Below are 26,138 nucleotides of genomic sequence, written 5' to 3'. Positions count from 1 at the left end.
AAAACGAATCTCCAGCTCGGAACACCTGGCCCTCAGTGCGCGTGCGCCAAGCCCAGAGACAGCCCCGCTCGCACCCTGTACTCGCTGGGGCTGCACCCCACATGCGAGCGGAACGCGCGGCTGAAATGCGCGCTGTTGCTGAAGCCCCATGACAGTGCAATGTCGGTGACCGAGCGCTGCGCATGCGCCGGGTGGCGCAGGTCGCGCAGACAGGCCTCCAGGCGGCGGCGCTGGATCATCGCGGCCAGGGTTTCCTCGTCATCAGCCACCGCGTTGTACAGGTGCCGCTTGCTGCAGTTGAGCGCCTGGGCCATGCGGTCGATGGTGAGGTCGGGGTCACCCAGGTGGCGGTCGATGTACTGGCTGATGCGGTCACGCAGGGCCTCGCGCTGCGACAGCAGGCTCTGCTGCCCGTTGCGCTCCAGCAGCGACAGCTGCACCAGGTGCGTGATCACATCGGCCACGCCATCGGCGGCTGCGTCGGACATGGTGGGCAGCTCGGCAAACGCGGCGCGCATGGTGTCCCAGGCCAGCCGCGACACGCCCGATGTACCCGAGAAGCGCTGCACCATCAGGTCATCGAGCTTGAGCTTGCGCTCGGGCAGTTGTTCCTTGGGGATCATCAGCACCATCTGGCGCACGGCCTCGGGGTTGCTCACGGCGTAGGCGCGTGTGGTGTCGTACACGCTCCACTCACCCGGCGACAACCATACCTGGCGGCCGTTCTGCTCAAAGCACGCGCGCCCCTCCAGCTGCGCCACCACCTTGATGTAGGCCCGGTCGCTGCCCCGGATGAGGCTGGGGGTGCGCACCACGCGGTGGCGGCTCACGTCCAGCTGGCACAGGTTCACATAGCCCGCCTGGCCCGAGGTGATGTGGCCTGCAAAGGCATCGTCACCAAACGCGTCGGACTCCAGCCCGCCAATCAGGCGCCACACCGCATCGCCCCACAGGTGCAGGCGGTCGCGCGCAGGCACGGCGTCGGTGGATACCTCGGTCAGGGGATGGGCCATGGTGTCTCCAGTGCGGGTTGCGCAAGCCTGATGGTTATGCGGCTGAATTATCGGACGCCCCGTTACCCCGTGCCACCGAGGGAAATCCGGGTAAACCCGCTGCCGCCTGCACGCTGAGGCAAGCGTTTTGTGCACGCTGAGCGCAGCGCACATGAACGCGTCTGCCTACGATTCCCGGCACGGCGTGCACCACGCAGGCCCCATCCGAGGAGACACACAATGACAGCACACCAACCCTCCAAGCGCCAGTGGATCAAAGGGGCCGCCGCCACGGTCGGCACCCTGGCCGTGGCCCCGCAACTGTGGGCCCAAGGCAGCAGCGCGGCACCCGTGCGCATCGGCTACGCCATCGCCCGCACCGGCCCATGGGCGGCCGGCGCCCAGGTCAGCCAGGAGCCCAACTACCTGCTGTGGGCCGAACAGGTGAACGCGGCGGGCGGCCTGAGTGTGAAGGGCACCAAGCGCCCCATCGAACTCATCGGCTACGACGACCGCAGCGAGACCGAGACCTGCGTGCGCACCTACGAAAAGCTGATGGGCAGCGACAAGGTGGACCTGATCCTGCCGCCCTGGGGTTCGGGCGCCAACTTCGCCATCGCGCCGCTGGCCAACCGCTTTGGCTACCCGCTGCTGGCGCCCACGGCGCTGTCGCGCAAGCTGATCGACATGAACCTGCCCTACTTCTTCTCGCTGCTGCAGCAGCCCGACAAGATGATGGGTGCGCTGGTGGACATGCTGGTGGCCAACAATGTCAAGACCATTGCCATCGTCTACATGGACGACCTGTTTGGCCTGGAGAACTTCGCCGCGCTGAACAACGCCCTCAAGAAGACCAGCATCCAGGTGCTGGAGCGCAAAAGCTACCCGCTGGGCGTGAAGGACCTGGCGCCCGTGCTGCGCGGCATCAAGGACCAGAACCCTGACGCCTTCATCGGTATCACCTACCCTCCCGACACCATCCTGGCCAGCCGCCAGGCGCGCGAGGTGGGACTGAACCCCAAGTTCTTCTACGCATCGGTGGGCACGGCCTTCCAGCTCTACAAGAACGTGATGCAGGCCAACACCGAGGGCGTGATTGGCATGGGCTCGTGGAGCGTGAAGACCAGCCCCGAGGCCAAGGCGTACTTCGACGCCCACGTGAAGAAGTTCAACAAGGAGCCCGACCGCTGGGCCAGCGGCCACGCGTGGGCCGGCCTGCAGATCCTGCAGCAGGCCGTGGAAAAGGTGGGCCTGGACCGCAAGGCACTGCGCGAACACATCGCCAAGAACGAGTTCCAAACCATCCTGGGTGGTATTCGATTCCAGGGCAGCGAGAACGCCTCCATCCCCGGCACCGTGAGCCAGTGGCAGGGCAGCGACTTCGAAGTCGTGTGGCCCAAAGACCGCGCCACGGCGCAGCTCAACACCAACAAGCCAGCCTGGAAGTAACCCGGAATGTCCCTGACCTCCTGGGCCGAACTGGTCGCCAGTGGCCTCATTACCGGTGGCATCTATGCGCTGGTGGCCATGGGCCTGAACCTGCAGTACGGGCTGATGCGCATCATGAACATCTCGCATGGCGAGTTCCTGATGCTGGGCGCCTTCCTCACCTGGTCCGCGCACACCCTGTGGGGCATCTCGCCGCTGCTGCTGATGCCGCTGGCTTTCATCGCGCTGTTTGCGCTGGGCGTGGTGGTGCATGCGCTGTGCTTCAAGCGCCTGGCCGCCCGCGCACCCAATGTGGATGTGTTCGAGGCGCGCAGCCTGATGGTGGGCTTTGGCCTCATGTTCCTGGTGCAGAACACCGCGCTCCTGATCTGGGGCGGTGACCTGCGTGGCTATGAATACCTGGCCGACCCGGTGCAGATTGCAGGCATGCGCTTCACTGAAAACAAGCTGGTGCTGTTTGGCGTGGCACTGGCGCTGTCGGCCGCGCTGATTGCGCTGCTCAAGCTCACGCTGCTGGGCAAGGCGGTGAGGGCGCTGATGCAGTCGCCCACGGGCGCGCAGCTGGTGGGCATCAACACGCGGCGGCTGCACCCGATGATGTTTGGCATTGGCCTGGGCCTCTCGGGCGTGGCGGGGGCGTTGCTGTCGATGACGTATGAGATTTCTCCGTCGATGGGTGAGCCCTACACCGTGACGGCGCTGATCGTGATCACGCTGGGCGGCTTTGGCAGCCTGGCAGGCAGTCTGGCCGGTGGCTTGCTGCTGGGCGTGGTCGAGGCTTTGGGTATGCACTTCAGCAGCCCGTCTCTCAAGATGTTACTGAGCTATGCAGTGTTCATCGGCGTGCTGATCTGGCGCCCCAACGGTTTGTTTAGCAAGAAATGAAACTCCTCCATTCCAACAAGCCCTGGCTCGCACTGGCAGCGGGGGTGGCCGTGGTCGCCACCTTGCCCTGGCTGGTGTCCGAGTTCGCCACCTCGGTGCTGCTCAGCTGCCTGATGTACATCGCGCTGGCCACCAGCTGGTCGCTGTTCTGCGGTGCCACCCGCTACCTCTCACTCGCCACGTCGGCTTTCTTCGGCATTGGTGCGTACACCAGCGCCACGCTACTGGGCGTGCTGCCCTGGCCGCTGGTGATACTGAGCGGCGCACTGATCGCCTCCATCGTGGCCGTGGTGATGGGGGCTGCCGTCCTGCACCTGCGCGGCACCTACTTTGCAGTGCTCACCTTCGGCATGACGGAGTTGATCCGCCATGCCGTCACCTTTGTCGAAAAGCAGGTCTCTGGCACCGTGGGCCGCGTGCTCACGGTGGTGCCCAGCAACGAGACGGTGTACCTCACGGTGCTGCTGATTGCCGCAGCGGCTATTGCCGCGGCCATTGCCATCCAGCGCAGCCGGTTTGGCCTCGCACTGGCAGGCATCGGCGCCGACGAGCAGCGCGCCCAGACGCTGGGCGTGGACACGCGCCTAGCCAAGATCGCGGGCTTTGGCATCACCGCCGCCTTTGCAGGCGCCGTGGGCGCGGCCATGGCCGTGCGCTGGACCTACATCGAGCCCGCAGCCGTGTTCAGCCCCTTCATCGGCTTCCAGACCGTGCTGATCGCACTGATTGGCGGCGCGACCAGCATTGGCGGCCCCATCCTGGCGGCCATCGTTTTCAGCCTGCTGGCCGAAACCCTGCGCCTGCAGCTGCCTTACGGCTACATGATGGTGCTGGGCCTGCTGCTGATTCTGTGCGTGATGTACCTGCCCAATGGCCTGGCCACACTGTGGCAACGGCGCAAGCCTGCCGAGGGAGCGCACCATGGCTGAAGCACTTTTGACCATTGACAGCGTGACCGTGCGCTTTGGCGGCCTGACTGCCGTGGATGGCGTGAGCGCCACGCTGCACACGGGCGAGCTGATCGGCATCATCGGCCCCAACGGTGCGGGCAAGACCACGTTCTTCAACGCCATCTCGGGCGTGCAACCGCCTACCTCGGGCACGCTGCACTGTGGTGCCGACAACCTGACCGGCAAGGGCCCGCACCACTATGCAGCCCACGGTATTGCCCGCACCTTCCAGACGCCGCGCGTGTTCCCCGACATGACGGTGCGCGACAACTTGCGCTTTGGCATGCAGTTCGCAGGCCGCCACCGCCAGGGGCCCGAGGGCCTGCGCAGCGAGGGCGAGATCCTGGCCATGCTGGGCCTGGCGCACCTGGCCGACCGCCCCGCCGCCGACGTGACGCCGTCGCAGCAGCGCCTGTTGGAGATTGGCATGGCCCTGGGCACACGCCCGCGCCTGCTGCTGCTCGACGAGGTGGCTGCGGGCCTGACAGAGGCCGAGGTGGACGCCATGGCCCAGCGCATCCGCCGCCTGCGCGACGACTGGGGTCTGACGGTGGTGTGGATCGAGCACGCGGTGACCACGCTGCTCAAGTACGTGGAGCGCGTGCTGGTGCTGCACCAGGGCCGCAAGATTGCCGACGGCACACCCGCCGAGGTGGTGCGCGACCCGCAGGTGATCGAGGCCTATCTGGGTGACGAAATGACCAGCGGCAAAGAACAAGGAGCCACGGCATGAGCGGCGCACACCTCTCCGTGCAGAACCTGACCACGGGCTACCACGGCTTTCAGGTGCTGCAAGACCTGGCACTGGAAGCCGCGCCCGGCATCACCGTCATCGTGGGCCCCAACGGCGCGGGCAAGACCACGCTGCTCAAGGCCCTGGCGGGCCTGCTGCCGCGCCAGGGCGTGGTGACGCTCGACGGCCAGGCCGTGCCTGCGATGAACGCCACGGCCTGCGTGCAACGCGGCCTGGCGCTGGTCGCCGAAGGTCGCCAGCTGTTCCCGCAGATGACGGTGGCCGAAAACCTGGAGCTGGGCGGCTGGCTGGTGCCGTCGCGGGTGCGCGCCGAGCGGTTGCACCAGGCGTTTGAAGACTTTCCCCGCCTCAAAGAACGCGCCTCACAGCTAGCCGGCACCATGAGCGGCGGCGAGCAGCAGATGGTCGCCGTGGCCCGCGCCATGATGAGCGGCCCGCGCCTGCTGATGCTGGACGAGCCCTCGCTGGGCCTGGCACCCCGCATGGTCGATGAGCTGCTCGCCATCGTGCAGCGCATCGCCGCACAAGGCGTCACCGTGCTCATGGTGGAGCAGAACGTGCGCAAGGCGCTGCAGGTGGCCCAGCGCGGCTATGTGCTGGAACGCGGGCGCATCGTGGCCTCGGGCGAAGCATCAACCCTGCTGCAGTCCGACGTGGTCCGCCAGGCCTACCTGGGCGTGGCCTGAATACCTTCCCCACCTTTTTTCATCCGTTCTTTTTAGGAGCTTTCATCCATGACTGCCATTGCCATGTTGATCAACGGCGAGCGCGTGCAAGCCACGGGCGGCGCCACGTTTGAGCGTCGCAACCCGCTGGACGGATCGGTCGCCACCACGGCACCCGCTGCCAGCGTGGCAGACGCCAAGGCCGCTGCCGACGCGGCCGCCAAGGCCTTCCCGGCCTGGTCGGCCCTGGGCCCCAACGCGCGCCGCGCGCTGCTGCTCAAGGCAGCACATGCGCTGGAGGCCCGCACGGCCGACTTTGCGGTGGCCATGGCGGCCGAGACCGGCGCCTCGGGCATGTGGGCCGGTTTCAACGTGCACCTGGCTGCCGGCCTGCTGCAAGAAGCCGCCGCCCTGACCACGCAGATTGCAGGCGAAGTGATTCCGTCCGACGTGCCCGGCAGCCTGGCCATGGGTGTGCGCCAGGCGGCGGGCGTAGTGCTGGGCATTGCACCGTGGAACGCACCTGTCATCCTGGGCGTGCGCGCCATCGCCACCCCGCTGGCCTGCGGCAACACGGTGATCCTGAAAGGGTCGGAACTGTGCCCTGCCACACACGGCCTCATCATCGAGGCGCTGCAGGAGGCCGGTTTGCCTGCTGGCGTGGTGAACTTTGTGACCAACGCTCCGGCGGATGCAGGCGCTGTGGTCGAAGCCATCGTGGCCCATCCGGCAGTGCGCCGCGTCAACTTCACCGGCTCCACCAAGGTGGGCCGCATCATTGCGCAGACCTGCGCCAAGTACCTCAAGCCCGTGGTGCTGGAGCTGGGCGGCAAGGCCCCTCTGCTGGTGCTGGATGACGCGGACATCGACGCCGCTGTCGCAGGCACCGTGTTCGGCGCATTCGCCAACTCGGGCCAGATCTGCATGTCCACCGAACGCATCATCGTGGACAACGCCGTGGCCGACGAGTTCGTGGCGAAGCTCGGTGCGCGTGCCCAATCCCTGCCCCTGGGCGACCCACGCAAGGGCCCAGTGGTGCTGGGATCGGTGGTGGACATGGCCACCGTGCACCGCTGCAACGCCCTCATCGACGACGCGCTGGCCAAGGGCGCCAAGCTGGTCTGCGGCGGCAAGAGCGACAGCACGCTGATGCAGGCCACGGTGCTCGACCACGTGACGTCCGCGATGGACATCTACCGCGAAGAATCCTTCGGCCCCGTCAAACCCGTGGTGCGCGTGAATGGTGTCGAGGAAGCCATTGCCTGCGCCAACGACAACGAGTTCGGCCTGTCATCCGCCGTGTTCAGCCGCGACGTAGCCAAGGCCTGGAATGTGGCGGCGCGCATCGAGTCGGGCATCTGCCACATCAACGGCCCCACGGTGCACGACGAAGGGCAGATGCCGTTTGGTGGCGTGAAAAGTTCGGGTTACGGCCGCTTTGGCGGCATGGCGGGCGTGCGCGAGTTCACCGAGTTGCGCTGGATCACGGTGCAGACGACACCCCGCCACTACCCCTTTTGAAAATCAAAAAAGATAGCTGCTAACGCTTGCTGGACAGGCGGTAGCGGCCTTTTTTATTCAGATAGTCAAACCGTGATCGCATCCAGCGGCCAGCGCGGCTTCACGTCAAAGGCGTAGTCGGTGTTGGCCTGCTGCTGCCCTGCCTGCAGCCGCATGGCCGCCGCCATGGCAATCATGGCGCCGTTGTCGGTGCACAGGTGCAGCTCAGGGTAGTGCACCCGCACCTTGGCGGCGGCACAGGACGTGTTGAGCTGCGCGCGCAGGTGCCGGTTGGCCCCCACACCACCGGCCACCACCACGCGCTTCAGGCCGGTCTGCTTGAGCGCGGCCAGCGTCTTCTTCACCAGCACTTCGACAATCGCAGCCTCCGTGCTGGCGGCCAAGTCGGCCTTGCGTGCCTCCAGTTCGTCACCCAGCTTCTTGGCCTGCGTGAGCACCGCCGTCTTGAGCCCGGCAAAAGAGAAATCGAGGTTGCCACTGTGCAACAGCGGGCGCGGCAGCTTGAAGGCTGCGGCATCGCCCTGCTCAGCCAGGCGCGAGAGCGCTGGCCCACCCGGGTAGCCCAGGCCCATGAGCTTGGCGGACTTGTCGAACGCCTCGCCAGCCGCATCGTCAATGGTCTCACCCAGGATCTCGTAGCGGCCCACGCCGTCCACACGCATCAGCTGGGTGTGACCGCCTGATACCAACAGGGCCACAAAAGGGAATTCAGGCGGGTCGGCGCTGAGGAAGGGCGACAGCAGGTGCCCCTCCAGGTGGTGCACGCCCAGCACCGGCTTGTCCAGTGCAGCGCCCAACGCGCACGCCACGCCCGCCCCCACCAGCAGCGCACCGGCCAGGCCCGGCCCGCGGGTGTAGGCCACCACGTCCACATCGGCCAGCGACTGGCCGGACTCGGTCAGCACCTGCGTGGCCAACGGCAACACGCGGCGGATGTGGTCACGGCTGGCCAGCTCGGGCACCACGCCACCGTAGGCCTGGTGCATCTCAATCTGGCTGTGCAGCGCGTGCGACAGCAACGTGGGCACGGCATTGCCCGTGGAACGGACCAATGCCACGCCCGTTTCGTCGCACGAAGATTCAATACCGAGGATCAGCAAACTCATGCCCCGAGTGTAAAACCCGGCCCCGTTCAGGGTCGGATGCAAAAACCCCTGCTGGCAGTCGCCAGCAGGGGTTGTGCGGATGGATGGCGCTTGCCGACGCGGCGGCTTGCTTACCAGCGGTCCGAACGCATGCGCAGTTCCCAGCTTCCGCTGCGCAGTTCATACACGCCCACGGCGCCGTAGCGCTGTTCGCCCTTGTCGTCCCAGGTCATGGTGCCGATCACGGGCGCATAGCCGTTGATGCTGTGCATGGCCTTGGTGATCGCTTTCGGATCGGCCGACTTGGCCTTCTGGATGGCGGCTGACAGCACATAGGTGCTGTCGTAGCTGTAGTGGCCGCCATAGGCCGGGGGCTTCTTGTAGGCCTCGATGTACTTTTCAAGGAAGGGCTTGCCGGTGGTGAACTCCTTGGCTTCCAGTACGGGCGATGTGGCGTAGACGCCTTCGACCATGCCCATGGCCTTGGTCATGTCGGTGGTCTTGATGGTGTCCCCGCCCAGCAGGCTGACCTTGGTGTGGTCAACCTTGCGCAGGGCTTCGAGCAGAGCCAGGGCCTGAAAGTCGTTGAGGGTGGACACGATGACCTCGACCTTGGCGGCCTTCAGCTCGCCAGCCAGTTCATCGAAAGCCACCGTCTTGTCGTCAAACGACTTGCGCACCACCACTTCCTTCTTTTCAGCCTTGAGCTGCTCGGCAGCACCGTCGGCCAGGCCCTTGCCGTAGGGCGTGCCATCGTCCAGCGCAGCGTAGCGGGCGGCACCCAGCTGTGTGGCGGCAAACGAGCCGATAGCGCGCGCCTGCAAGGTGTCATTGGCCACCATGCGGAAGGTGGTTGGGAAGCCGAGTTGCGTGAACTTGGGGTTGGTGGAGATGGCGATCTGGGCGATGTCCTTGGCGGCGTAAATCGGAGCCGTCTCAATGCTCACCCCCGAATTCAGGTGCCCGATCACCGCCACCACGCCCGAGTCCACCAGCTGCTGCGCCACGGTCTTGCCGGTGGCGGCGTCGGCCTTGTCGTCCACCGACACCACCTCCAGCGTCACACGCTTGCCGTCCACGGTGTAGCCACCCTTGTTCAGTTCCGCCACGGCCAGGTTGACGCCGTTGAGCAAATCCTGCCCCAGCGCGCCCAAGGGGCCGGAGAGGGGCTGGGCCACGCCGATCTTGATGGTGTCGGGCACCTTGCTGCAGCCTGTCAGCACCAGCAGCGCGGATACCGCCACGGTGGTCAGGGCCAAGCCGGCAGAGATACGCCGCCGGTCAATGTGCTTGTTCATGCAAATCCTCTTGAATGGGTCAATGTGACCAGATGTATATGCGATGCGACCGGGTAGCTGCTATCGGGTATGCCCTGCCCATCGACAAACTATTAGCAAGTTTCAGGCCTTGGAAGCTGCCGCAACCTGCTGCCAGCCTTCAGCCCCGGAACGCACCGCTTCGATGCACCATTTTGTGGCGTAAAAATTGCTTATGCTCCTGGGTATGAACGAGTCTCTGCGCATCGTGGTGGTTGCCCCGGATCTGGCAGTCGCCGACCCCGCCGACGAACACGCCGTACTTCAGGCGGAACGGTCGCGTGCGCTGCGCATTGGGTTGCTGGAGAACAACTTCAACCTGGTGGCCACCCTGCCTGCCGATGTCTTCCTGAGCGAGCGCATCGCCCAGCTGCAGCCCGACCTCATCATCGTGGACGCCGAAAGCGAGGCGCGCGACGCGCTCGAACATGTGGTGATGGCCACGCGCGACGAGCGCCGCCCCATCGTGATGTTCACCAACGACGAGGACACCTCGCACGTGAAGGACGCGGTGGCGGCGGGCGTGTCAGCCTACATCGTGGCGGGCCTGGCCCCCCAGCGCATCCGCCCCATCCTGGACGTGGCCATGGCGCGCTTCCAGCACGAACAGGCCCTGCGTGCCGAACTGGCCGACGCCAAGACCGAACTGAAAGACCGCAAGACCATCGACCGCGCCAAGGGCCTGCTCATGCAGCGCCAGGGCCTGAGCGAACAAGCCGCGTACGAGAAACTGCGCAAGACCGCCATGGACAAGGGCCTCAAGCTGGTGGACGTGGCCCAGCGCATGCTCGATGTGATGGATCTGCTGGGTTGAATAGGTGACTTCCCCCTGAGGCGCTGTGCGCCTTCCCCCTTCTCTCGAATCGCTGCGCAATTCGGGAAGGGGGACGATGCCCTCGCAGCGGGGCGGCCCTTGCTTGGCATCCCTCGCCTGGGTCGCGCCCGGGTCCACCGGCTTCTCCCCAAATGGTGCGCCGCACAAATGCAGTGCAGCACTCGGCGCGCGCACCATCATCGCAAATTTTCAAGCCAAACTGGCCGCTACCGCTTGATAAATAAGCACAAGCAGCTACTAATTTGGTAGCAGATCATGCGCTGTATTGGAGCAAAGCCGGTATGAAAAAGGCTGGCACGCTGCTTGCATTAACCCTGGCAAGACCAAAGACGGTCCCACCACTGACAGCACTGACCCAATGGCGGGCCGGTGCTGACACAAGGCCCCCCAATGGGCTTTGCCATGGACAAAGGCGTCCCTCTCCGAGCCCGTTTGCGCATGCAACCCGGCCAGGAGAGGACGCCTTTTTTGTTTTCTAACGCACCGAGGAACCGCCCCATGACCGATCTGTTGAAAACCAGCCTCAACCGCCGCACCGTGCTGCAGGCAGCTACCGTGGGCGCCGTGGGCGTGAGCCCCGCCCTGCGCGCCCTGGTGCACGCCCAGGGCTCGGACGCCCCCGAGAAAAAGGAAGTCAAGATTGGCTTCATCCCGCTGACCGACTGCGCCAGCGTGGTGATGGCCTCGGTGCTGGGCTTTGACAAGAAGTATGGCGTGACCATCATCCCCACCAAGGAAGCGTCGTGGGCCGGTGTGCGCGACAAGCTGGTGAATGGCGAACTCGACTTTGCCCACGTGCTGTATGGCCTGGTGTACGGCGTGCACATGGGCACGGCCGGCCCCAAGAAGGACATGGCCGTGCTGATGAGCCTGAACAACAACGGCCAGGCGATCACGCTGTCCAAGGCACTGGCCGACAAGGGCGCAGTGGATGGCCCGTCCCTGGCCAAGTTCATGGCCGCCAACAAGCGCGAGTACACCTTCGCAGGCACCTTCCCGACCGGCACCCACGCGATGTGGATGCACTACTGGTTGGCCGCCGCCGGCATCAACCCGCTGTCGGGCGCCAAGCTGATCACCGTGCCGCCACCCCAGATGGTGGCCAACATGCGCGTGGGCAACATGGATGGATTCTGCGTGGGCGAACCCTGGAACCACCGCGCCATCATGGATGGCATCGGAGTGACCGCCAACACCACCCAGGACATCTGGAAGGACCACCCCGAGAAGGTGCTGGGCACCTCGGCCGATTTCGTCAAGAAGAACCCCAACACCACCCGCGCCGTGATGATGGCCGTGCTGGAAGCCAGCCAGTGGATTGACGCCAGCCTGTCCAACAAGATGAAGATGGCCGAAACGGTGGCCCAGAAGTCCTACATCAACACCAGCGTGGACGCCATCAACCAGCGCATCCTGGGCCGCTACCAGAACGGCATGGGCAAGACCTGGGACGATCCCAACCACATGAAATTCTTCAACGACGGCGCGGTGAACTTCCCCTACCTGTCGGACGGCATGTGGTTCCTGACGCAGCACAAGCGCTGGGGTTTGATCAAGAGCCACCCCGATTACCTGGCCGTGGCCAAAGAGATCAACCAGGTGGACCTGTACAAGTCGGTTGCCAGCGCCATGAAGATCAACGTGCCCAAGGACCCGATGCGCACCGCCAAGCTCATGGACGGCGTGGTGTGGGACGGCAAAGACCCCGCCAAGTACGCCGACAGCTTCAAGATCAAGGCGTAAGCGCCCTGCCCCGCCCACCCTGCCAAGGAGAACACCATGGTCAGTGCCGTCTTTCACTCCCCGTTGGATGCAGCCCCCGTGGCTGCACAGAACGCTATGAATAATGTAGCTATCAGCGCTTCACCAGCAAGCGGCAGAAGCCAAAAACAGTCCAAATCCGAAACAACGGCGAGCCCCGCCCCTGCCAGTCGCGACTGGGCGGCCCTGTCGCGCAGTTTCTGGATGGCGGTGCTGCCGCCGCTCTGTGGCCTGGGCCTGCTCATCGGTCTGTGGGCGGTGGTATCCACCACCACGGGCGGCAGCATCCCCAGCCCGGTGGAGACGTGGAAGCAGGCGCTGGAAATCTTCAGCAACCCGTTCTACCGCAATGGCCCCAATGACCAGGGCGTGGGCTGGAACGTGCTGATGTCGCTGGAGCGCGTGGCCGTGGGCTTTGGCATGGCGGCGCTGGTGGGCATTCCGGCGGGCTTCGTGATCGGGCGGTTCAACTTCCTGTCGCGCATGTTCAACCCGCTCATCAGCCTGCTGCGGCCGGTGTCGCCGCTGGCCTGGCTGCCCATTGGCCTGCTGGTCTTCAAGGGCGCCAACCCCGCCGCCATCTGGACCATCTTCATCTGCTCCATCTGGCCCATGATCATCAACACCGCCGTGGGCGTGCAGCGCGTGCCGCAGGACTACATGAACGTGGCCCGCGTGCTGAACCTGAGCGAATGGAAGATCGCCACCAAGATCCTCTTCCCCGCCGTGCTGCCCTACATGCTGACCGGCGTGCGCCTGGCCGTGGGCACCGCATGGCTGGTGATCGTAGCTGCCGAGATGCTGACCGGCGGCGTGGGCATCGGCTTCTGGGTGTGGGACGAGTGGAACAACCTCAACGTCAAGAACATCATCATCGCGATCTTCGTGATCGGCATCGTCGGGCTGGTGCTGGAGTTTGCGCTCATCAAGCTGGCCACCGCATTTACGTTTGAAGAGGTGAAAGCATGAACACGACCACCACGGCAGCATCCACACACCCCTCCATGAGCACCAAGTTCATCGAAGTCCACGGCGTCGAGCAGACCTTCAAGACGGCCAAGGGCCTGTTCCCCGCGCTGCGCGACATCAACCTGACGATTGCCAAGGGCGAGTTCGTGGCGCTGATCGGCCACTCGGGCTGCGGCAAGTCCACGCTCTTGAATCTGATCGCCGGGCTGACCACGCCCACCAACGGTGCACTGCTGTGTGCCAACAAGGAGATCAAGGGCCCCGGCCCCGAGCGCGCCGTGGTGTTCCAGAACCACTCGCTGCTGCCCTGGCTCACCTGCTTCGACAACGTCTACCTGGCCGTGGAGCGCGTGTTTGGCGCCAAGGAAACCAAAGCCCAGCTCAAGGCCCGCACCGACGCCGCACTGGCCCTGGTGGGCCTCACGCCCGCTGGACAAAAACGCCCCGGTGAAATCTCTGGCGGCATGAAGCAGCGCGTGGGCATTGCCCGGGCGCTGTCGATGGAGCCCCAGGTGCTGCTGATGGACGAGCCCTTTGGCGCGCTGGACGCCCTCACCCGCGCCAAACTGCAGGACGAGCTGCTGGAGATCGTGGCGCGCACCCAGAGCACGGTGGTCATGGTGACCCACGACGTGGACGAAGCCGTGCTGCTGTCCGACAAGATCGTGATGATGACCAACGGCCCCGCAGCCACCATTGGCGAGGTGCTGTCGGTAGACCTGCCCCGCCCCCGCAAACGCGTGGAGCTGGCCGAAGACCCCCAGTACGTGCACTACCGCAAGGCGGTGATCGACTTCCTCTACACGCGTCAAGGGCACGTAGAAAAAGCCGCTTGAGTCAACGGGCGGCGGCGACCCATGTACTCGAAGCAAGAAGGGCTCTAACCAGATACGGTCAGAGCCCTTTTTTTTGGTGTGCGCCAAGGGCAAAGCCTCCGCAAGCTCGCTTTCCCAGACCAGTGCACCCGCGCAAGGGCCGCCCCGCCGCGCTGGGTGCGTCCCCCTTCCCGAATTGCGAAGCAATTCGAGAGAAGGGGGAAGGCGCGCAGCGCCTCAGGGGGTTGTCCTCTAATGGCTACCAGTGATGTACTGCTCCAGCTGTTCAATGATGAATTTCTGCTCGGAGATGATGTCCTTGACCAAGTCCCCGATCGAGATCATGCCCACGAGTTTGCCGTTGTTGTCCACCACGGGCAGGTGGCGCAGACGGCCGGTACTCATGATCTGCATGCACTGCTCGCTGGTCTGCTCGGGCCGCACAAAGCGTACCGAGGTGGTCATCACATCGCGCGCCAGCGTGGCGGCTGACGTGCGGCCCAGCAGGGCGATCTTTCGCGCGTAATCGCGCTCTGTGAAGATGCCCACGATGGCATCCCCCTCGGTAACCACCAGGGCGCCGATGCCCTTGTCGGCCATGAGCTTGAGCGCATCGAACACCGACGCCGTGGGCGCAATGGTGTGGACAGTGGCGTCCGGTTTGGACTGAAGAATTTTGGCGACTACGGTCATGGAACCTCCCTCGTAACACCTGGAACAGGTACAGAGAGATTTCAGCCCATAAGCCCAACGGGCGCAAGCCGCGCAAGCCCGATTTATCCCCCTTTTGGGCCCGGTGTGGCAACAGCGATGCATATGTTTCGACCCTGTTGCATTCGGCCGAACCCGAAACAAACTGAAAAGAACCGAAACGGCGACGAGACGACGCCGCAGCGCCGGGCGGGCACGATACAGCCCATGTCCAACGCACTTCCAAAGGAATCAACGCCCACCCTTCTTGCCTCGGATCGATCGCTTGCGACCGGCTGCGGGCCTGAGATTCTTCTCATCGGCCACAGGCAGGAAACAAGCGTCCAGATTGTTTCCAAAACTGGAACAGTTAGTTTGCGACCAGCTGGTTTTTCTTCATCCACCTGCGGCGTACAGTTCATCCCATCGATGAGCCGAACCCGCAAGGCGACTCACCGAACCCGGTGCGAAGCACGTTGTTTTTGATCTTCGCTCCGGCTTTTTTGAGACGCTTTTTTTAACTTCAAGGACTTTCATCATGAACAAGACTGCACGTTTTCTCTCTATCGCCGCTGTGGCTGCTTTCGCTTCGTTCGGTGCGCAGGCTGACGAAGCTGATGGTTCGCAATTTGCCCTGCAATTCGACACGAACCGCACCCGTGCCGAAGTGGTTGCCGAAGCCGCCGCCGCAGTCCAAATGCGCAGCCAGGAGCCAGCAGGCTCCCGCGTGGTGACCTACAAGTCCACGGTAGACCGCGCTGCAGTGCGTGCCGAAGCTGCCGCACAAGCCATGCGCACTGGCCGCGTGGGCCCCGCTGAAGGCGGTTGATTCACCTTTTTGAATCCACGGCTCGCGCTTCACGTATTCCAGACACCTCGTCCCCATTTTTTGAATTTCACAGGAGTTTCACCATGAACAAGACCGCACGTTTCCTCTCCATCGCTGCTGTTGCCGCTTTCGCTTCCTTCGGTGCCCAGGCTGACGAAGCCGATGCATCGCAATTCGCCACGAAGTTCGAAACCAGCCGCACCCGCGCTGAAGTGATGGCTGAAGCCTCCACCGTGCCCCAGACCAGCGGCGCCATCCCCGTCGGTTCGCGTGCTCTGGTCTACACCTCCACGGCTGACCGCAATGCAGTGAATGCTCAGGCTGTGGACGCGCTGCGCACCGGCAAGATCTCTTCCGGCGAAATCGGTTCGCTGTAATTTGCAGGGTCTGCGCCGTGGTGCAGACCCTGAATTGCAAATGCAAAAAGGCCGAGGCCCCGCATGGGGCCTCGGCCTTTTCTATTGCCGGGGCTGAGCCCCGTCAACAAGCGTTGGTTTACTTGCCAGCCCGCGCCTGCGCCACAGCGCCCTGCACATCCTTCCACAGGCTTTCACCCACATTGGTAGCGATGCTCGCGTTCACGGCGCTGAGCTTTTCGCGCATGCGGTTGGCTTCGGCGGCAGGCAGCTCGTTCACTTGCATGCCTTTGCCCTTGAGGTCGGCCAGGGCCTTGTCGGCTTCGGCACGCGTGTCCTGGCGCTCGAAGTCGCGGCTCTTCTTGGCGGCGTCGAGCAGCACCTTCTGCTCAGCCTTCGACAGGCCATCCCAGTACTTCTTGCTCACCAGCACGATCCAGGGGCTGTAGACGTGGTTGGTCACCGTGAGGTACTTCTGCACCTCATAGAACTTGCTCGACAGGATGGTGTTGTAGGGGTTCTCCTGGCCGTCAACCGTCTTGGTTTCGAGCGCGGTGAAGAGTTCGGAGAACGGCAATGGCACCGCGTTGGCACCCAGGGTCTTGAAGCTGTCGAGGAACACGTTGTTCTGCATCACGCGCAGCTTGATGCCGTCCATGTCTTCCAGCTTGTTGACGGGGCGCTTGCTGTTGGTGAGGTTGCGAAAGCCGTTCTCCCAGTACACCAGGCCCACCAGGCCCTTTTCCTGCAGCTTGTCCATCACCTTCTGGCCCACGGGGCCATCCAGCACCACGTCGGCTTCCTTGGCGTTGTTGAACAGGAAGGGCGTGTCCCAGATCGCCATTTCTTTGGTGATACCCACCAGCGTGGCGGTGGAGCCGACCATCATTTCCTGCGCGCCGCCGATCAGGGCCTGCTGCATCTGCACATCAGAGCCCAGCGCCGCAGCACCGATGGCGCGCACCTTCATCTTGCCGCCCGAGGCTTTTTCGACCTCTTCGGCAAACAGCTTGGTGGCGCGGCCCTGGTTGGACACCTCGTTGAGGCCATAGCCAAAACGGATGATGCGCGGCTTGATGTCTTGCGCAGCGACCTGGAACGAGCAGGTGATGGCGGCCACCGACAGGGCGGCGAGCAGGGTACGGCGGAAAGTTTTCATGGTTGTCTCCATTGGCGAAGGAAAGAAAGGCACGGGAAAAGAGGCGCAGCATCGTCAACGCATCCACAGAACCGGAGCGGTCACGATCTGCGGAAACACGACCAGCAGTGCCAGGATCAGCACATAGGTGAAGAGGAACGGGTTCACGCCTTTGATCACGCTGTGCATCGAGATGCGCCCCACCCCGGCCACCACGTTGAGCACGGTGCCCACGGGCGGCGTGATGAGGCCGATGGCGCCGTTGAGCACAAACATCAGGCCGAAGTACACCGGGTCGATCCCCGCCTTGACGGCGATGGGCAGCATCACGGGCGCAAAGATCAGGATGGTGGGCGTGAGGTCCAGCGCCGTGCCGATGAGCACCAGCACGATCATCATCACGGCCATCAACAGGCGCGGGTTCTCCACCAGCGGGCCCAGCCAGCTGGTCAGCACATTGGGCAGGTCGGCCAGCGTGATCATGTAGCTGGCCACCTGGGCGCCTGCGCACAAGAACATCACGATGGAAGTCGTCTTGGCCGCACGCACCAGCACGCCATAGATGTCCGCCAGCTTCATCTCGCGGTGGATGAAAAGTGCCACCGCCAGCGCATAGAACGCGGCCACCACGGCGGCCTCGGTGGGGGTGAAAACCCCCGTCTTCATGCCGCCGATGATGATGAGCGGCATCAGCATGGCCCAGAAGGCGCGTGCCGTGGCGCGCAAGCGGTCCTTGGCGGGCAAGGGTTCGCCCTTGGGCAGATCCAAGCCGCGCAGCACCCAGCGCCAGGCAAAGATAAGGCCCGCGCCCATCATCAAGCCAGGCACGATGCCCGACACAAACAGCGCCGAGATCGAGGTGTTGGTCGTCACGCCATAGATCACGAACGGCATGGACGGCGGAATGATGGGCGCAATGATCCCGCCCGAGGCGATCAGCCCTGCCGAGGTGTTCATCGGGTAGCCCTGCTGGCGCATCATGGGCAGCAGGATGGTGGCCAGCGCGGCCGTGTCGGCCAGGGCCGACCCGCTCATGCTGGCCATCAGCACCGCAGCGCCGATGGCCACATAACCCAGCCCACCCCGGATATGCCCCACCCATGCCTGCGCCATGTCGATGATGCGACGGCTGATGCCGCCTGAGTTCATCAGCTCACCGGCCAGGATGAAGAACGGCACGGCCAGCAGCGGAAAGCTGTCCACCCCGGCCACGAGGTTCTGCGCGAGCAATTGCGTATCGAAAAAATCCAGCACCCAGGCCATGCCAGCGCCAGTGAGCACCAGGGCCAGGCCCATGTTCATGCCGGTGCCCATCAGCACCAGCATGCCCAGCGAAAAAACGATAAAAGCCTGCGCTTCGGGTCCCATGGCCATCATCACTTACTCCACCTCGGCGCCGTGACCGAGGTCCAGCGGCTTGCGTTGAAACAACTCGATGACCGCCATCACTCCGATGGCCACCGCGCACAAAAAGGCCGGCAGTGGTAGCAACGCTGCCGGGTAGGCCATGACGACGGAGCGGCTGCCCATGCCCACCACTACCTGCTGCCAGGCGCCCCAGGCCAACATGGCGCTGGCGCTGATCACGAGCAGCCGGATCACGGCCGTCAACAGGCCAAAGGCCACCGGGCGCTTTGCCAACAGGCCCGCCAGACTGGTAAAAGCCATGTGCTCACCGGCGGGGTAGGCCGCTGCGGCACCGATAAAAACCATCCAGACAAACAGCAGGCGCGACAGCTCTTCGCTCGCCGCCACACCGCTGCCAAAGCCGTAGCGCAGCACCACGTTGATGAACACCGCCACGGCCATCACGCCGAGGCAACTGGCCATCAGCAGCTGGGAGATCCTGGCGAACCGGCTGAGCGACGGCTGCAGTTGCGCTTGTTGTGCAGGGGAATTCATGCAGACTCCTGGGCGGCGATCCAGGCCGAAGCCTGTTGCTGCAGCGTGGCCAGATCCAACAGCGCATCGAGCCGCAACACGCCCGCCTCGCCCACCGGTGACTCCAGCGTGGCGAACTGGCTGTCCACCAGCGCGCTGGAAAAGAAATGGGTGCCCGCGCGCGCCGCCACACGTTGGCCTGCGTTGGCGCGGTCGATCTCCAGGAACACGAACCGCAACCCCGGACAGGCGCCGCGCAGCCGGTCTCGGTAGGCCTTCTTGAGCGAAGAGCAGGTCAGCACCGCGCCGTGCGGGTGCGCCTGCAGCAATTGCCCCAGCGTGGCCAGCCAGCCCTCGCGGTCTTCGTCGGTCAGGGCAATACCCTGGCGCATCTTTTCGCGACTGGCCGGGCTGTGGTGGTCGTCCCCTTCGATCAGGGGCAGCCCTTCGGCCTGCGCCAGCGCAGCGCCGAGGCTGGACTTGCCACATCCGGCCACACCCATGACCACCAGATAAACCGTTGACGGCAAAACACTCATATTGGTAGCGCTATCCAAGCAAGCCGTAAAAAAGGCATCCGGTCCCGGATGCCGCCCAAACTGTGGCAAGTTCTTCAACTTCATCCAAAATGGCGGGTATCGCCTTGCTCCATCGCTTGGACAGCGCTATCCTAACCAGATCAACCTCAACCCCCATGAGGGTTAACCCTTGAACAAACCCGAGACAAGACGCCGCTCCAGCGGCCGCATCACGCTGAACGACGTGGCCAAGGCCGCCGAGGTGAGCCCCATCACCGCGTCCCGTGCCCTGCGCGGCGAGCGCGGCGTGGCGCAAGAACTGGTGCAGCGTGTGAAAGACGCCGCCGCACAACTGGGCTACGTGCCCGACCCCGCCGCCCGCGCACTGGCCTCGCAGCGCAGTGTGCAGGTGCCGGTGCTGGTGCCGCTGCTGTCCAACGCACTGTTTGTAGACGTGCTGGAGGCCGTGCACCGCACCCTCTTCCCGCACGGCTACCAAGCCCTGATTGGCGTGACGCACTACGACCCGCAGGAAGAAGAGCAGCTGCTGCGCACCTACCTGGCCCATCGCCCCGCGGGCCTGCTCGTCACGGGCTTTGACCGCACCGAGGCCGCCCGCCGCATGATTGCCACCAGCGGCGTGCCCTGCGTGCACTTGATGGAAATGACGCCCGCACCCGGCGTGTTCTGCGTGGGCTTTTCACAGCAGGACGCAGGCCATGCGATGACAACCCACCTACTGTCGCGCGGCCACAAGAACATCGCATTCGTTGCCGCCCAGCTGGACCCACGCACCATGCAGCGCGCCGAAGGCTACCGCCGTTGCCTGCGCGAGGCGGGGATGTACGACCCGCGGCTGGAGCTGCTCAGCCCACAGCCTTCATCCATCCGCCTGGGTGCAGAGCTGCTGGAAGAGGTGCTGCGCACCCGCCCTGGCGTGGACGCCGTGTTCTTCTGCAACGACGACCTCGCGCAGGGTGGTCTGCTGGCCGCCCAGCGTCTGGGTCTGGACGTGCCTGGCCGCGTGGCCATCGCCGGCTTTAACGATCTGGCAGGCAGCGACCAGATGCTGCCGCCGCTAACCACCGTACGCACCCCGCGCTCGGCCATCGGAGAGGCCAGTGCGCAGATGCTGCTGACGCTGATGCGGGGCGAGATGCCGGAGAAAAATTCAGTGAATCTGGGGTTTGAGCTGACAGTGCGGGCAAGTACATAAGCCCCCTGAGCCGCTTCGCGTCTTCCCCCAGGGGGACGCCACCTGTGGCCTTGCGAAGCCGTTCCACGGTGGCACTGGTGATGGCACCGTGCCAGTTTCCAGGACTGCGTGAAATCCCTTGGCGCTCAGAGCGCCGCCAAGGCGCGGCTGGACGACGATGCGCCCTTGCCAGCCTTCATCTCCTTGCGCAACGCCACCGCATCCCGCGCCTGGCTGGGCGCCGACGCATCGATGCGGAACACCTGCACCGTCTCGGTCATCGTCTGCGCCTGCCCGTTGAGCTGCATCGCCGAGGCGGCGTTTTCCTCCACCAGCGCGGCGTTCTGCTGCGTGATGGTGTCCAGTTGCGCCACGGCGGCGTTGACCTGAGAGATGCCGCTGAGCTGCTCGTTGGACGCGCTGTGAATTTCACCGATCAGCGTGTTCACGCGGCGCACCAGCTCCAGCGATTCGGTCATGGTCTTCTGCGCTGCGTCGGTCTTTGCGTGGCCTTCGCTCACCTTGGTGGCCGAGTCGTCGATGAGCTGGCGGATTTCCTTGGCGGCCGAGAGCGTGCGGTGCGACAGGCTGCGCACCTCGGAGGCCACCACCGCAAACCCGCGCCCCTGCTCACCCGCACGCGCGGCCTCCACGGCGGCGTTGAGCGCGAGGATATTGGTCTGAAACGCAATGGAGTCGATGAGCTGGGTGATCTCGCTGATGCGGCCGGAGGCAGTCTGGATCTGCTTCATGGTGCTGGCCACGCCGTCCACGGCCTCGCTGCTGCGCTCAGCCACCTGGGTGGCCTGGGTGGCCAGCACGGTGGCCTGGCGGGCCGATTCGGCCGTCTGCTTGACGGTGCCGGTGATTTCCTCCATCGACGCCGCCGTCTGCTCCAAATTGCTGGCCTGGGCTTCGGTGCGTTCCGACAGGTCCTGGTTGCCCTGCGCGATCTCGCGGGTGGAAAGCTGCATGTGTTCGCTCTCCTGGCGCGCATCGCGCACGATGGACAACAGGTTCACATTGAGTTGGGCCAGCGCCTTTTGCAGTTGACCCACGGTGTCGCTGCGCGACGCCGCAATCTTCTGGGTAAGGTCGCCTGCGGCCATGCGGTTGGCCCAGCGCAGCATCTGCGACAACGGCGCCACGGTGGCCCGGTGCAGGTACACCGCCATGCCCAGGGCCAGCAGCACCACGCCCAGCCAGGCTGCGCCCGCTGCGACGGTCATGGTGTGCCCGCCCAGCAGCGCAGCCCCCCACGACGCGAACACCAGCAGCAGCGTGCACAGCATGATCTTGCCTAGCGGCCCGAGCTGCACTGCGCGGGCCATGCGCCCCCAGAGCGTGTTCTTGACGATCTGCCCCTCGCGCAGCACGTGCACCAGGGTTCCAGCCTGTTTTTCGGCCTGCATCTGGCGGTAGAGCTGGTCGGCGGCCTGTATCTGGTCGCGGGTGGCCTCGGTGCGCACGGACATGTAGCCCGTGGGCTGGTCGCCCTGCATGAGCGGGGTGACGTTGGCCATCACCCAGTAGAACGTGCCGTCCTTGCGCCGGTTCTTGACCGGGGCCGACCACGGGTTGCCGCTGGCAATGGTCTCCCACATGTCGCGGTAGGCCTCCTCGGGCATGTCGGGGTGTCTGACGATGTTGTGGGGCTGGCCCAGCAGCTCTTCCTTCTCGTACCCGCTGACCTCGATGAACATCGGGTTGCAGTACAGGATGCGGCCCTTGAGATCGGTGGTGGACACCAGGGTCTGGCCTTTGGGGAACGCATATTCCTGCGTGCTGATCGGGAGATTGACGCGCATGGGGACCCTCCTCAGGGAATGCCTCGTCACCCCAGAACCGGGCAACACGGCAACGGATGAACCGAATACATCCTATGTTGAATTTTTATGATTTGAAACACCTAAGTGGCTCTGCTGGTTTGCAGCCACCAAATTGGTGCATCGCGCCAAAAAAGTGCATCACACCGGAGCACGCTGCACTAACTTGGACTGGCAGGCAATTTTAACTTCAAATTTGATAGCAAAAAACTCTCGATACGCAAGCGCCAGCTGCCGTTTTTACTCAAACCAAGTGCCACCAGAACTTGGCACATCCTTTGCATGTTCAGCACTACGGTCAACGCTGGCCGTGTGTCAGCCCGGTGCAACGGCGGATTGGGCGAACAAGACGTTGGCGTCTTCATGGGATGTGTGGGGCTTGCAAACAAACCAGCAAGCCCGCGCGGCCCGTGTTGGCGCCTTTTTGTTTTTCTGCCCGGTTGTGGGTGTGCTTGCAGCAGCACAGCAGCCTCTTTGCGCTAGATCGCCATGCTTCAATTTCGAGAATTTCTCAAGTCCGGCCACGCCCCAACACTGTGGTCGTCCTTTCTGTATTTCGGTTTCTCGTGCGCAGTCTGGGTGATCAACGGTGCCATGGCACCGTTCATCCGCGATGCCTTCCAGCTCACGCCGACGCAGATGGGCATGATGCTGTCCATTCCCATCTTTGCGGGCGCCCTCATGCGGTTTCCGCTGGGCATCCTGGCGCAGTACATCGGTCGCAAGAACGCCACGCTGGTCGAGATGGCGGGGATCTTTGTGGCCATGGGCTATGGCTACCTGTTCGTGCATTCGTACAACGACCTGCTCGCCATGGGCATCCTGCTGGGCGTGGCGGGTGCCAGCTTTGGGGTGGCCCTGTCACTGGGCTCGGGCTCGTTCCCGCCGCGCTACAAAGGCCTGGCCATGGGTATCGTGGGCGCCGGCAACGTGGGCACTGCGGTGGCAGCCCTGCTCGCGCCCATGCTGGCGCAGAAATTTGGCTGGCAGGCCGTGTATGGCTTTGCTGCCGTGAGTGTGGCGATACCCGCGCTGGTGATGGCGGTGTATGCCAAGGAGCCGCCCGACCTGGCACCCCACGCCAGCTTCCGTGAGCACATCGCCTGCCTGTTTGAAAAAGACGGCTGGGCCTTCAGCCTGATCTACGCCGTGACTTTTGGCGGCTTCATTGGCCTGACTACCTTCTTGCCCAGCTACTTTTATGACCAGTTCGGCGTGAGCAAGGTGGCAGCCGGCCAACTCACAATGATGGCGGCATTCCTGGGCGCGGCCCTGCGCGTGTTTGGTGGCTGGCTGTCGGACCACTGGGGCGGTGTGAACACCCTGACCGGCGTGCTGGCCATCACCGCCGCCAGCATGGTGCTGTGTGGCTTGGCCGAAAAATCACTGCCCGTGACCATGCTGCTGTTCCTGGTGTGTTTTGCGGCCCTGGGCGCGGGCAACGGCGCCCTGTTCCAGCTGGTGCCGCTGCGCTGGCCATTGGCCACGGCGGTGGCAGGCTCGATGATCGGCGAGATCGGCGCGCTGGGCGGCGGCCTCATCCCCAATGGCATGGGCATCTCGCGCCAGTACACCGGCACCTACCTCTGGGGCTTTGTGGGCATTGCGGTGTGCGCGCTGGCCATGCTGGTGCTACTGCGGGTGATGCAGATCCGCTGGACGCGCACGTGGGCGGAGAAGGGTGGACGTGCGCGCAGCGCATGACCGGCGTAGCCGGTGAGCGCGCAAACGCTCGCCACACTTCCAGCAAAAGGGCACTCGCTCAATGGGCGTCGTGCATGCACGGTCTTTGACCAAAACAAGCCCCAGCGCTTATCTCATAAGCGCTAAAAGCTATGTTTTTAATAGCAAATCGCCGCGAAAGCTCATCGCGGCAAAAACAGCAGCCAATAAATCAACAGCACATTCACCAGCACGCTCACGGCCAGAGCGATCTTCCACAGGGCCGTGGCATCGCGCTGCATCAGCGGCTGGGGCCCGGTCGCCGACAGGGGGCGTGAGGCGCCGCGCTCCAGGGCCAGCAGCAGTTCCTCGGCAGTTTCAAAACGCTGGGCGCGGTTGCGGGCCACGGCCTTCAGGGCAATCTGGTCGAGCCAGATCGGCACGCCCGGGTTGTGGCGGCTGGGGGGCACCGGGTCGCGGTGGTAGCGGCCCAGCTGGTACTGCACCACCTCGCCATAGGGCAGGCGCCCGTGGCTGAGCAGCTGGTACAGCGTGACTCCCAGCGCAAACAGGTCGCTGCCCGCGTCGGGCAACTGACCGGAGGGGTCGCCGCCCTTTTCATAGCCCGGCCACTGCTCCGGGTTCATGTAGCTGGGGGTTCCGGCGTGCAGGCGGCGGGTGGCCTCGGGCTCGCGGCCTGAGAGGGCCACGCCCAGGTCCAGCACACGCAGCACCCCGTCGTCGCCCAGGTGCAGGTTGTCGGGCTTGATGTCGCGGTGCACCACGCCCTGGCGGTGCAGCCAGCCCAGCACGCGCGCGGCCTGCACGGTCACCGTCACAGCCTGCCCCACGGCCAGGTGCTGGCGATGGCGCAGGCGCTGCCCCAGCGTGTCACCGGAATGCCAGTCGTACAGCAGGTAAAACGCGCTGGCTGCGACGCCATCGCCAAAGCCGCCGTCTCCCACCGGCCAGTCGTTGAGCCGCGCCAGATGGGCGGCGGCCTGGCCCGACTGCATGCGCCGCGCCACCCAGGCCTCGTGCGCCAGCGTGGCGCGTTCTTCGGCGTCGTGAGCGCGCGCGGGCAGCAGGGTCTTGAGGGCATACAGCCGCTGCGTGGCTCCATCGCGCACCTGGTACAGCCGGTGGATGCCGTTGTCGGCCACGATGGCTGTCACCGTGAGGCCGTCCACGGTGTCGCCCACCTTGAGCAGGGGCAGCACGGGCAGGTCCTGGGCGCGGCGCGATTCGTCTTGCAGCGTGGCCTCCAGCGCGCCCTGCACCCGCACCACCAGCGCGGTCACGTTGTCGCTGCTGCCACGGCGCAGGGCTACCTGCACCAGCTCGTCGGTGAGCGCCTGGGCCGGTATCTCCTGGCGCAGCAGCTGGCGCAGTTCGCGCTCGGGCATGCTGCCGTGCACGCCGTCCGACAGCAGCACAAACAGGTCGCCGCTGCGCAGCTCGCCCTGGCTGTAGTCCACCACCACGTGGTCGTCCAGGCCCATGGCGCGGGTGAGCTGGTGCCTGAGATCGTGCTGCGCCATGACATGGTCGGTGGTCAGCTGCTGCAGGCGGCCCTCGCGCACCAGGTAGGCGCGCGTGTCTCCCACATGGGCCAGCGTGTACGACTGGCCACACAGCACCAGCGCGGTCAGCGTGGTCAGCCCCACCGCAGGCTGGCGGCGCCGGTTCATGGAGGCGAGCCAGCCGTTGTGGGCGGACAGGATGCGGTCCAGCGCCACCGTGGTGTCCCAGGTGTCGGGCGTGGCGAAATAGTCGTTCACCAGTGTGTTCACTGAAGTCTGGGCGGCCTCGCGGCCATTGCCGCCGGTACTCACGCCGTCGGCGATGGCCGCGATGGCTCCGCGCTCACGGTCGCGCCCCTGGCCCAACACGAGCGCGGCGAAGTCTTCGTTCACCTCCTTGCGCCCGGCCTGCGAGGTGTGGCCGAAATCCAGTTCAAAAGTCATGCACCAGCTCCTTGCAGGTTCCGTGCCCAAGGTGGTGCGCCCCGCGCCAGACAAGGGCATACCCCCGTGGCGCCTGCGC

The 26,138-nt window shown here is 64.7% G+C and carries 24 protein-coding genes; 14 read left to right on the top strand and 10 right to left on the bottom strand.

Going from position 1 to position 26,138, the window contains the following annotated elements; translation table 11 throughout:
• Positions 1-32: 32 nt before the first annotated feature.
• Positions 33-1,013, bottom strand: coding sequence for an AraC-like ligand-binding domain-containing protein (locus ACT89O_RS08065; protein WP_228900112.1), 981 nt, complete (start codon positions 1,011-1,013; stop codon positions 33-35).
• Positions 1,014-1,232: 219 nt separating this feature from the next.
• Between ACT89O_RS08065 and ACT89O_RS08060 the strand changes: the two genes are divergently transcribed.
• Genes ACT89O_RS08060 through ACT89O_RS08035 form a run of 6 tightly spaced genes read left to right on the top strand, consistent with a single transcriptional unit; the run spans position 1,233 to position 7,216 of the window.
• Entirely contained in the window at positions 1,233-2,441 is a 1,209-nt protein-coding gene (locus ACT89O_RS08060; protein WP_306554799.1) for an amino acid ABC transporter substrate-binding protein, read from the top strand.
• A gap of 6 nt (positions 2,442-2,447) precedes the next feature.
• Positions 2,448-3,326 carry a branched-chain amino acid ABC transporter permease gene (locus ACT89O_RS08055; protein WP_108498983.1) on the top strand — a complete coding sequence of 293 codons (879 nt, stop codon included), beginning with the start codon at positions 2,448-2,450 and terminating at the stop codon, positions 3,324-3,326.
• Entirely contained in the window at positions 3,323-4,255 is a 933-nt protein-coding gene (locus tag ACT89O_RS08050; RefSeq protein WP_487262300.1) for a branched-chain amino acid ABC transporter permease, read from the top strand. The genes ACT89O_RS08055 and ACT89O_RS08050 overlap by 4 nt, the downstream gene beginning before the upstream one ends.
• Complete coding sequence (locus ACT89O_RS08045; protein WP_487262299.1) at positions 4,248-5,009, top strand: ABC transporter ATP-binding protein; 762 nt, start codon at positions 4,248-4,250, stop codon at positions 5,007-5,009. Before ACT89O_RS08050 ends, ACT89O_RS08045 begins: the two co-directional genes overlap by 8 nt.
• Positions 5,006-5,716, top strand: a complete 711-nt coding sequence (locus ACT89O_RS08040; protein WP_487262298.1) for an ABC transporter ATP-binding protein — start codon at positions 5,006-5,008, stop codon at positions 5,714-5,716. Before ACT89O_RS08045 ends, ACT89O_RS08040 begins: the two co-directional genes overlap by 4 nt.
• Before the next feature lie 48 nt (positions 5,717-5,764).
• Entirely contained in the window at positions 5,765-7,216 is a 1,452-nt protein-coding gene (locus ACT89O_RS08035) for an aldehyde dehydrogenase (RefSeq protein WP_487262297.1), read from the top strand.
• A gap of 65 nt (positions 7,217-7,281) precedes the next feature.
• Here ACT89O_RS08035 and tsaD read toward each other — a convergent pair whose 3' ends face one another.
• Positions 7,282-8,322, bottom strand: coding sequence for a tRNA (adenosine(37)-N6)-threonylcarbamoyltransferase complex transferase subunit TsaD (gene tsaD / locus ACT89O_RS08030; RefSeq protein ID WP_056058330.1), 1,041 nt, complete (start codon positions 8,320-8,322; stop codon positions 7,282-7,284).
• A gap of 110 nt (positions 8,323-8,432) precedes the next feature.
• Positions 8,433-9,599: a branched-chain amino acid ABC transporter substrate-binding protein gene (locus tag ACT89O_RS08025; protein ID WP_121419415.1), complete on the bottom strand. Its 1,167-nt coding sequence runs from the start codon at positions 9,597-9,599 to the stop codon at positions 8,433-8,435.
• A 205-nt stretch (positions 9,600-9,804) separates the two neighbouring features.
• On the opposite strand from ACT89O_RS08025, the gene ACT89O_RS08020 reads away from it, so the two are divergent.
• From ACT89O_RS08020 to ACT89O_RS08005, 4 genes are all read left to right on the top strand, one after another.
• The gene (locus tag ACT89O_RS08020; RefSeq protein ID WP_121419414.1) at positions 9,805-10,431 is read left to right on the top strand and encodes an ANTAR domain-containing response regulator; all 627 of its coding nucleotides are present in this window, start codon (positions 9,805-9,807) and stop codon (positions 10,429-10,431) included.
• A gap of 519 nt (positions 10,432-10,950) precedes the next feature.
• Positions 10,951-12,195: a CmpA/NrtA family ABC transporter substrate-binding protein gene (locus tag ACT89O_RS08015; RefSeq protein ID WP_121419413.1), complete on the top strand. Its 1,245-nt coding sequence runs from the start codon at positions 10,951-10,953 to the stop codon at positions 12,193-12,195.
• A 36-nt stretch (positions 12,196-12,231) separates the two neighbouring features.
• Positions 12,232-13,182, top strand: a complete 951-nt coding sequence (gene ntrB, locus ACT89O_RS08010) for a nitrate ABC transporter permease (protein WP_121507102.1) — start codon at positions 12,232-12,234, stop codon at positions 13,180-13,182.
• Entirely contained in the window at positions 13,179-14,018 is an 840-nt protein-coding gene (locus ACT89O_RS08005; RefSeq protein WP_487262296.1) for an ABC transporter ATP-binding protein, read from the top strand. The genes ntrB and ACT89O_RS08005 overlap by 4 nt, the downstream gene beginning before the upstream one ends.
• A gap of 231 nt (positions 14,019-14,249) precedes the next feature.
• On the opposite strand, the gene ACT89O_RS08000 is transcribed toward ACT89O_RS08005, so the two are convergent.
• On the bottom strand, positions 14,250-14,690 hold the full coding sequence (locus ACT89O_RS08000) for a CBS domain-containing protein (protein ID WP_121419410.1): 441 nt from the start codon (positions 14,688-14,690) through the stop codon (positions 14,250-14,252).
• A 535-nt stretch (positions 14,691-15,225) separates the two neighbouring features.
• On the opposite strand from ACT89O_RS08000, the gene ACT89O_RS07995 reads away from it, so the two are divergent.
• Positions 15,226-15,516, top strand: a complete 291-nt coding sequence (locus tag ACT89O_RS07995; RefSeq protein WP_431152349.1) for a DUF4148 domain-containing protein — start codon at positions 15,226-15,228, stop codon at positions 15,514-15,516.
• An 83-nt stretch (positions 15,517-15,599) separates the two neighbouring features.
• Positions 15,600-15,893, top strand: coding sequence for a hypothetical protein (locus tag ACT89O_RS07990; protein WP_055400235.1), 294 nt, complete (start codon positions 15,600-15,602; stop codon positions 15,891-15,893).
• 118 nt (positions 15,894-16,011) lie between these two features.
• Here ACT89O_RS07990 and ACT89O_RS07985 read toward each other — a convergent pair whose 3' ends face one another.
• From ACT89O_RS07985 to ACT89O_RS07970, 4 genes are read right to left on the bottom strand one after another with little or no spacing between them, the layout of a single operon-like run.
• A complete protein-coding gene (locus tag ACT89O_RS07985; protein ID WP_487262295.1) occupies positions 16,012-17,031 on the bottom strand; it encodes a TRAP transporter substrate-binding protein in 1,020 nt (339 codons plus the stop codon).
• A 54-nt stretch (positions 17,032-17,085) separates the two neighbouring features.
• Positions 17,086-18,378 (bottom strand): TRAP transporter large permease, encoded by a 1,293-nt coding sequence (locus tag ACT89O_RS07980; RefSeq protein ID WP_121422627.1) that lies wholly within the window; start codon positions 18,376-18,378, stop codon positions 17,086-17,088.
• A gap of 12 nt (positions 18,379-18,390) precedes the next feature.
• On the bottom strand, positions 18,391-18,912 hold the full coding sequence (locus ACT89O_RS07975) for a TRAP transporter small permease (RefSeq protein WP_487256690.1): 522 nt from the start codon (positions 18,910-18,912) through the stop codon (positions 18,391-18,393).
• Positions 18,909-19,394 carry a gluconokinase gene (locus tag ACT89O_RS07970; RefSeq protein WP_228900224.1) on the bottom strand — a complete coding sequence of 162 codons (486 nt, stop codon included), beginning with the start codon at positions 19,392-19,394 and terminating at the stop codon, positions 18,909-18,911. Before ACT89O_RS07970 ends, ACT89O_RS07975 begins: the two co-directional genes overlap by 4 nt.
• A 205-nt stretch (positions 19,395-19,599) precedes the next feature.
• Between ACT89O_RS07970 and gntR the strand changes: the two genes are divergently transcribed.
• The gene (gntR, locus tag ACT89O_RS07965; RefSeq protein WP_487262294.1) at positions 19,600-20,625 is read left to right on the top strand and encodes an HTH-type transcriptional regulator GntR; all 1,026 of its coding nucleotides are present in this window, start codon (positions 19,600-19,602) and stop codon (positions 20,623-20,625) included.
• A 125-nt stretch (positions 20,626-20,750) separates the two neighbouring features.
• Here the strand turns inward: gntR and ACT89O_RS07960 are convergent, their stop codons facing one another.
• Positions 20,751-22,412 carry a methyl-accepting chemotaxis protein gene (locus ACT89O_RS07960; RefSeq protein WP_121507108.1) on the bottom strand — a complete coding sequence of 554 codons (1,662 nt, stop codon included), beginning with the start codon at positions 22,410-22,412 and terminating at the stop codon, positions 20,751-20,753.
• Positions 22,413-22,919: 507 nt separating this feature from the next.
• On the opposite strand from ACT89O_RS07960, the gene ACT89O_RS07955 reads away from it, so the two are divergent.
• The gene (locus tag ACT89O_RS07955) at positions 22,920-24,134 is read left to right on the top strand and encodes an MFS transporter (protein WP_121419398.1); all 1,215 of its coding nucleotides are present in this window, start codon (positions 22,920-22,922) and stop codon (positions 24,132-24,134) included.
• Positions 24,135-24,295: 161 nt separating this feature from the next.
• On the opposite strand, the gene ACT89O_RS07950 is transcribed toward ACT89O_RS07955, so the two are convergent.
• Entirely contained in the window at positions 24,296-26,059 is a 1,764-nt protein-coding gene (locus ACT89O_RS07950; protein ID WP_487262293.1) for a bifunctional protein-serine/threonine kinase/phosphatase, read from the bottom strand.
• Positions 26,060-26,138: the final 79 nt, after the last annotated feature.

It is taken from the genome of Acidovorax sp. NN32, assembly GCF_057597245.1.
This window is presented reverse-complemented; position numbering and strand designations above follow the sequence as displayed.

Coding starts and splice junctions, on each gene's coding strand:
- tsaD (WP_056058330.1), bottom strand. CDS start 8,322: ATGAGTTTGCTGATCCTCGGTATTGAATCTTCGTGCGACGAAACGGGC.
- ACT89O_RS08035 (WP_487262297.1), top strand. CDS start 5,765: ATGACTGCCATTGCCATGTTGATCAACGGCGAGCGCGTGCAAGCCACG.
- ACT89O_RS08045 (WP_487262299.1), top strand. CDS start 4,248: ATGGCTGAAGCACTTTTGACCATTGACAGCGTGACCGTGCGCTTTGGC.
- ACT89O_RS08005 (WP_487262296.1), top strand. CDS start 13,179: ATGAACACGACCACCACGGCAGCATCCACACACCCCTCCATGAGCACC.
- ACT89O_RS07970 (WP_228900224.1), bottom strand. CDS start 19,394: ATGGGTGTGGCCGGATGTGGCAAGTCCAGCCTCGGCGCTGCGCTGGCG.
- ACT89O_RS08040 (WP_487262298.1), top strand. CDS start 5,006: ATGAGCGGCGCACACCTCTCCGTGCAGAACCTGACCACGGGCTACCAC.
- ACT89O_RS08050 (WP_487262300.1), top strand. CDS start 3,323: ATGAAACTCCTCCATTCCAACAAGCCCTGGCTCGCACTGGCAGCGGGG.
- ACT89O_RS08065 (WP_228900112.1), bottom strand. CDS start 1,013: ATGGCCCATCCCCTGACCGAGGTATCCACCGACGCCGTGCCTGCGCGC.
- ACT89O_RS07975 (WP_487256690.1), bottom strand. CDS start 18,912: ATGAATTCCCCTGCACAACAAGCGCAACTGCAGCCGTCGCTCAGCCGG.
- ACT89O_RS07980 (WP_121422627.1), bottom strand. CDS start 18,378: ATGGGACCCGAAGCGCAGGCTTTTATCGTTTTTTCGCTGGGCATGCTG.
- ACT89O_RS07950 (WP_487262293.1), bottom strand. CDS start 26,059: ATGACTTTTGAACTGGATTTCGGCCACACCTCGCAGGCCGGGCGCAAG.
- ACT89O_RS07955 (WP_121419398.1), top strand. CDS start 22,920: ATGCTTCAATTTCGAGAATTTCTCAAGTCCGGCCACGCCCCAACACTG.
- ACT89O_RS08020 (WP_121419414.1), top strand. CDS start 9,805: ATGAACGAGTCTCTGCGCATCGTGGTGGTTGCCCCGGATCTGGCAGTC.
- ACT89O_RS07985 (WP_487262295.1), bottom strand. CDS start 17,031: ATGAAAACTTTCCGCCGTACCCTGCTCGCCGCCCTGTCGGTGGCCGCC.
- ACT89O_RS07990 (WP_055400235.1), top strand. CDS start 15,600: ATGAACAAGACCGCACGTTTCCTCTCCATCGCTGCTGTTGCCGCTTTC.
- ACT89O_RS07960 (WP_121507108.1), bottom strand. CDS start 22,412: ATGCGCGTCAATCTCCCGATCAGCACGCAGGAATATGCGTTCCCCAAA.
- ACT89O_RS08000 (WP_121419410.1), bottom strand. CDS start 14,690: ATGACCGTAGTCGCCAAAATTCTTCAGTCCAAACCGGACGCCACTGTC.
- ntrB (WP_121507102.1), top strand. CDS start 12,232: ATGGTCAGTGCCGTCTTTCACTCCCCGTTGGATGCAGCCCCCGTGGCT.
- ACT89O_RS07995 (WP_431152349.1), top strand. CDS start 15,226: ATGAACAAGACTGCACGTTTTCTCTCTATCGCCGCTGTGGCTGCTTTC.
- ACT89O_RS08015 (WP_121419413.1), top strand. CDS start 10,951: ATGACCGATCTGTTGAAAACCAGCCTCAACCGCCGCACCGTGCTGCAG.
- ACT89O_RS08060 (WP_306554799.1), top strand. CDS start 1,233: ATGACAGCACACCAACCCTCCAAGCGCCAGTGGATCAAAGGGGCCGCC.
- ACT89O_RS08055 (WP_108498983.1), top strand. CDS start 2,448: ATGTCCCTGACCTCCTGGGCCGAACTGGTCGCCAGTGGCCTCATTACC.
- ACT89O_RS08025 (WP_121419415.1), bottom strand. CDS start 9,599: ATGAACAAGCACATTGACCGGCGGCGTATCTCTGCCGGCTTGGCCCTG.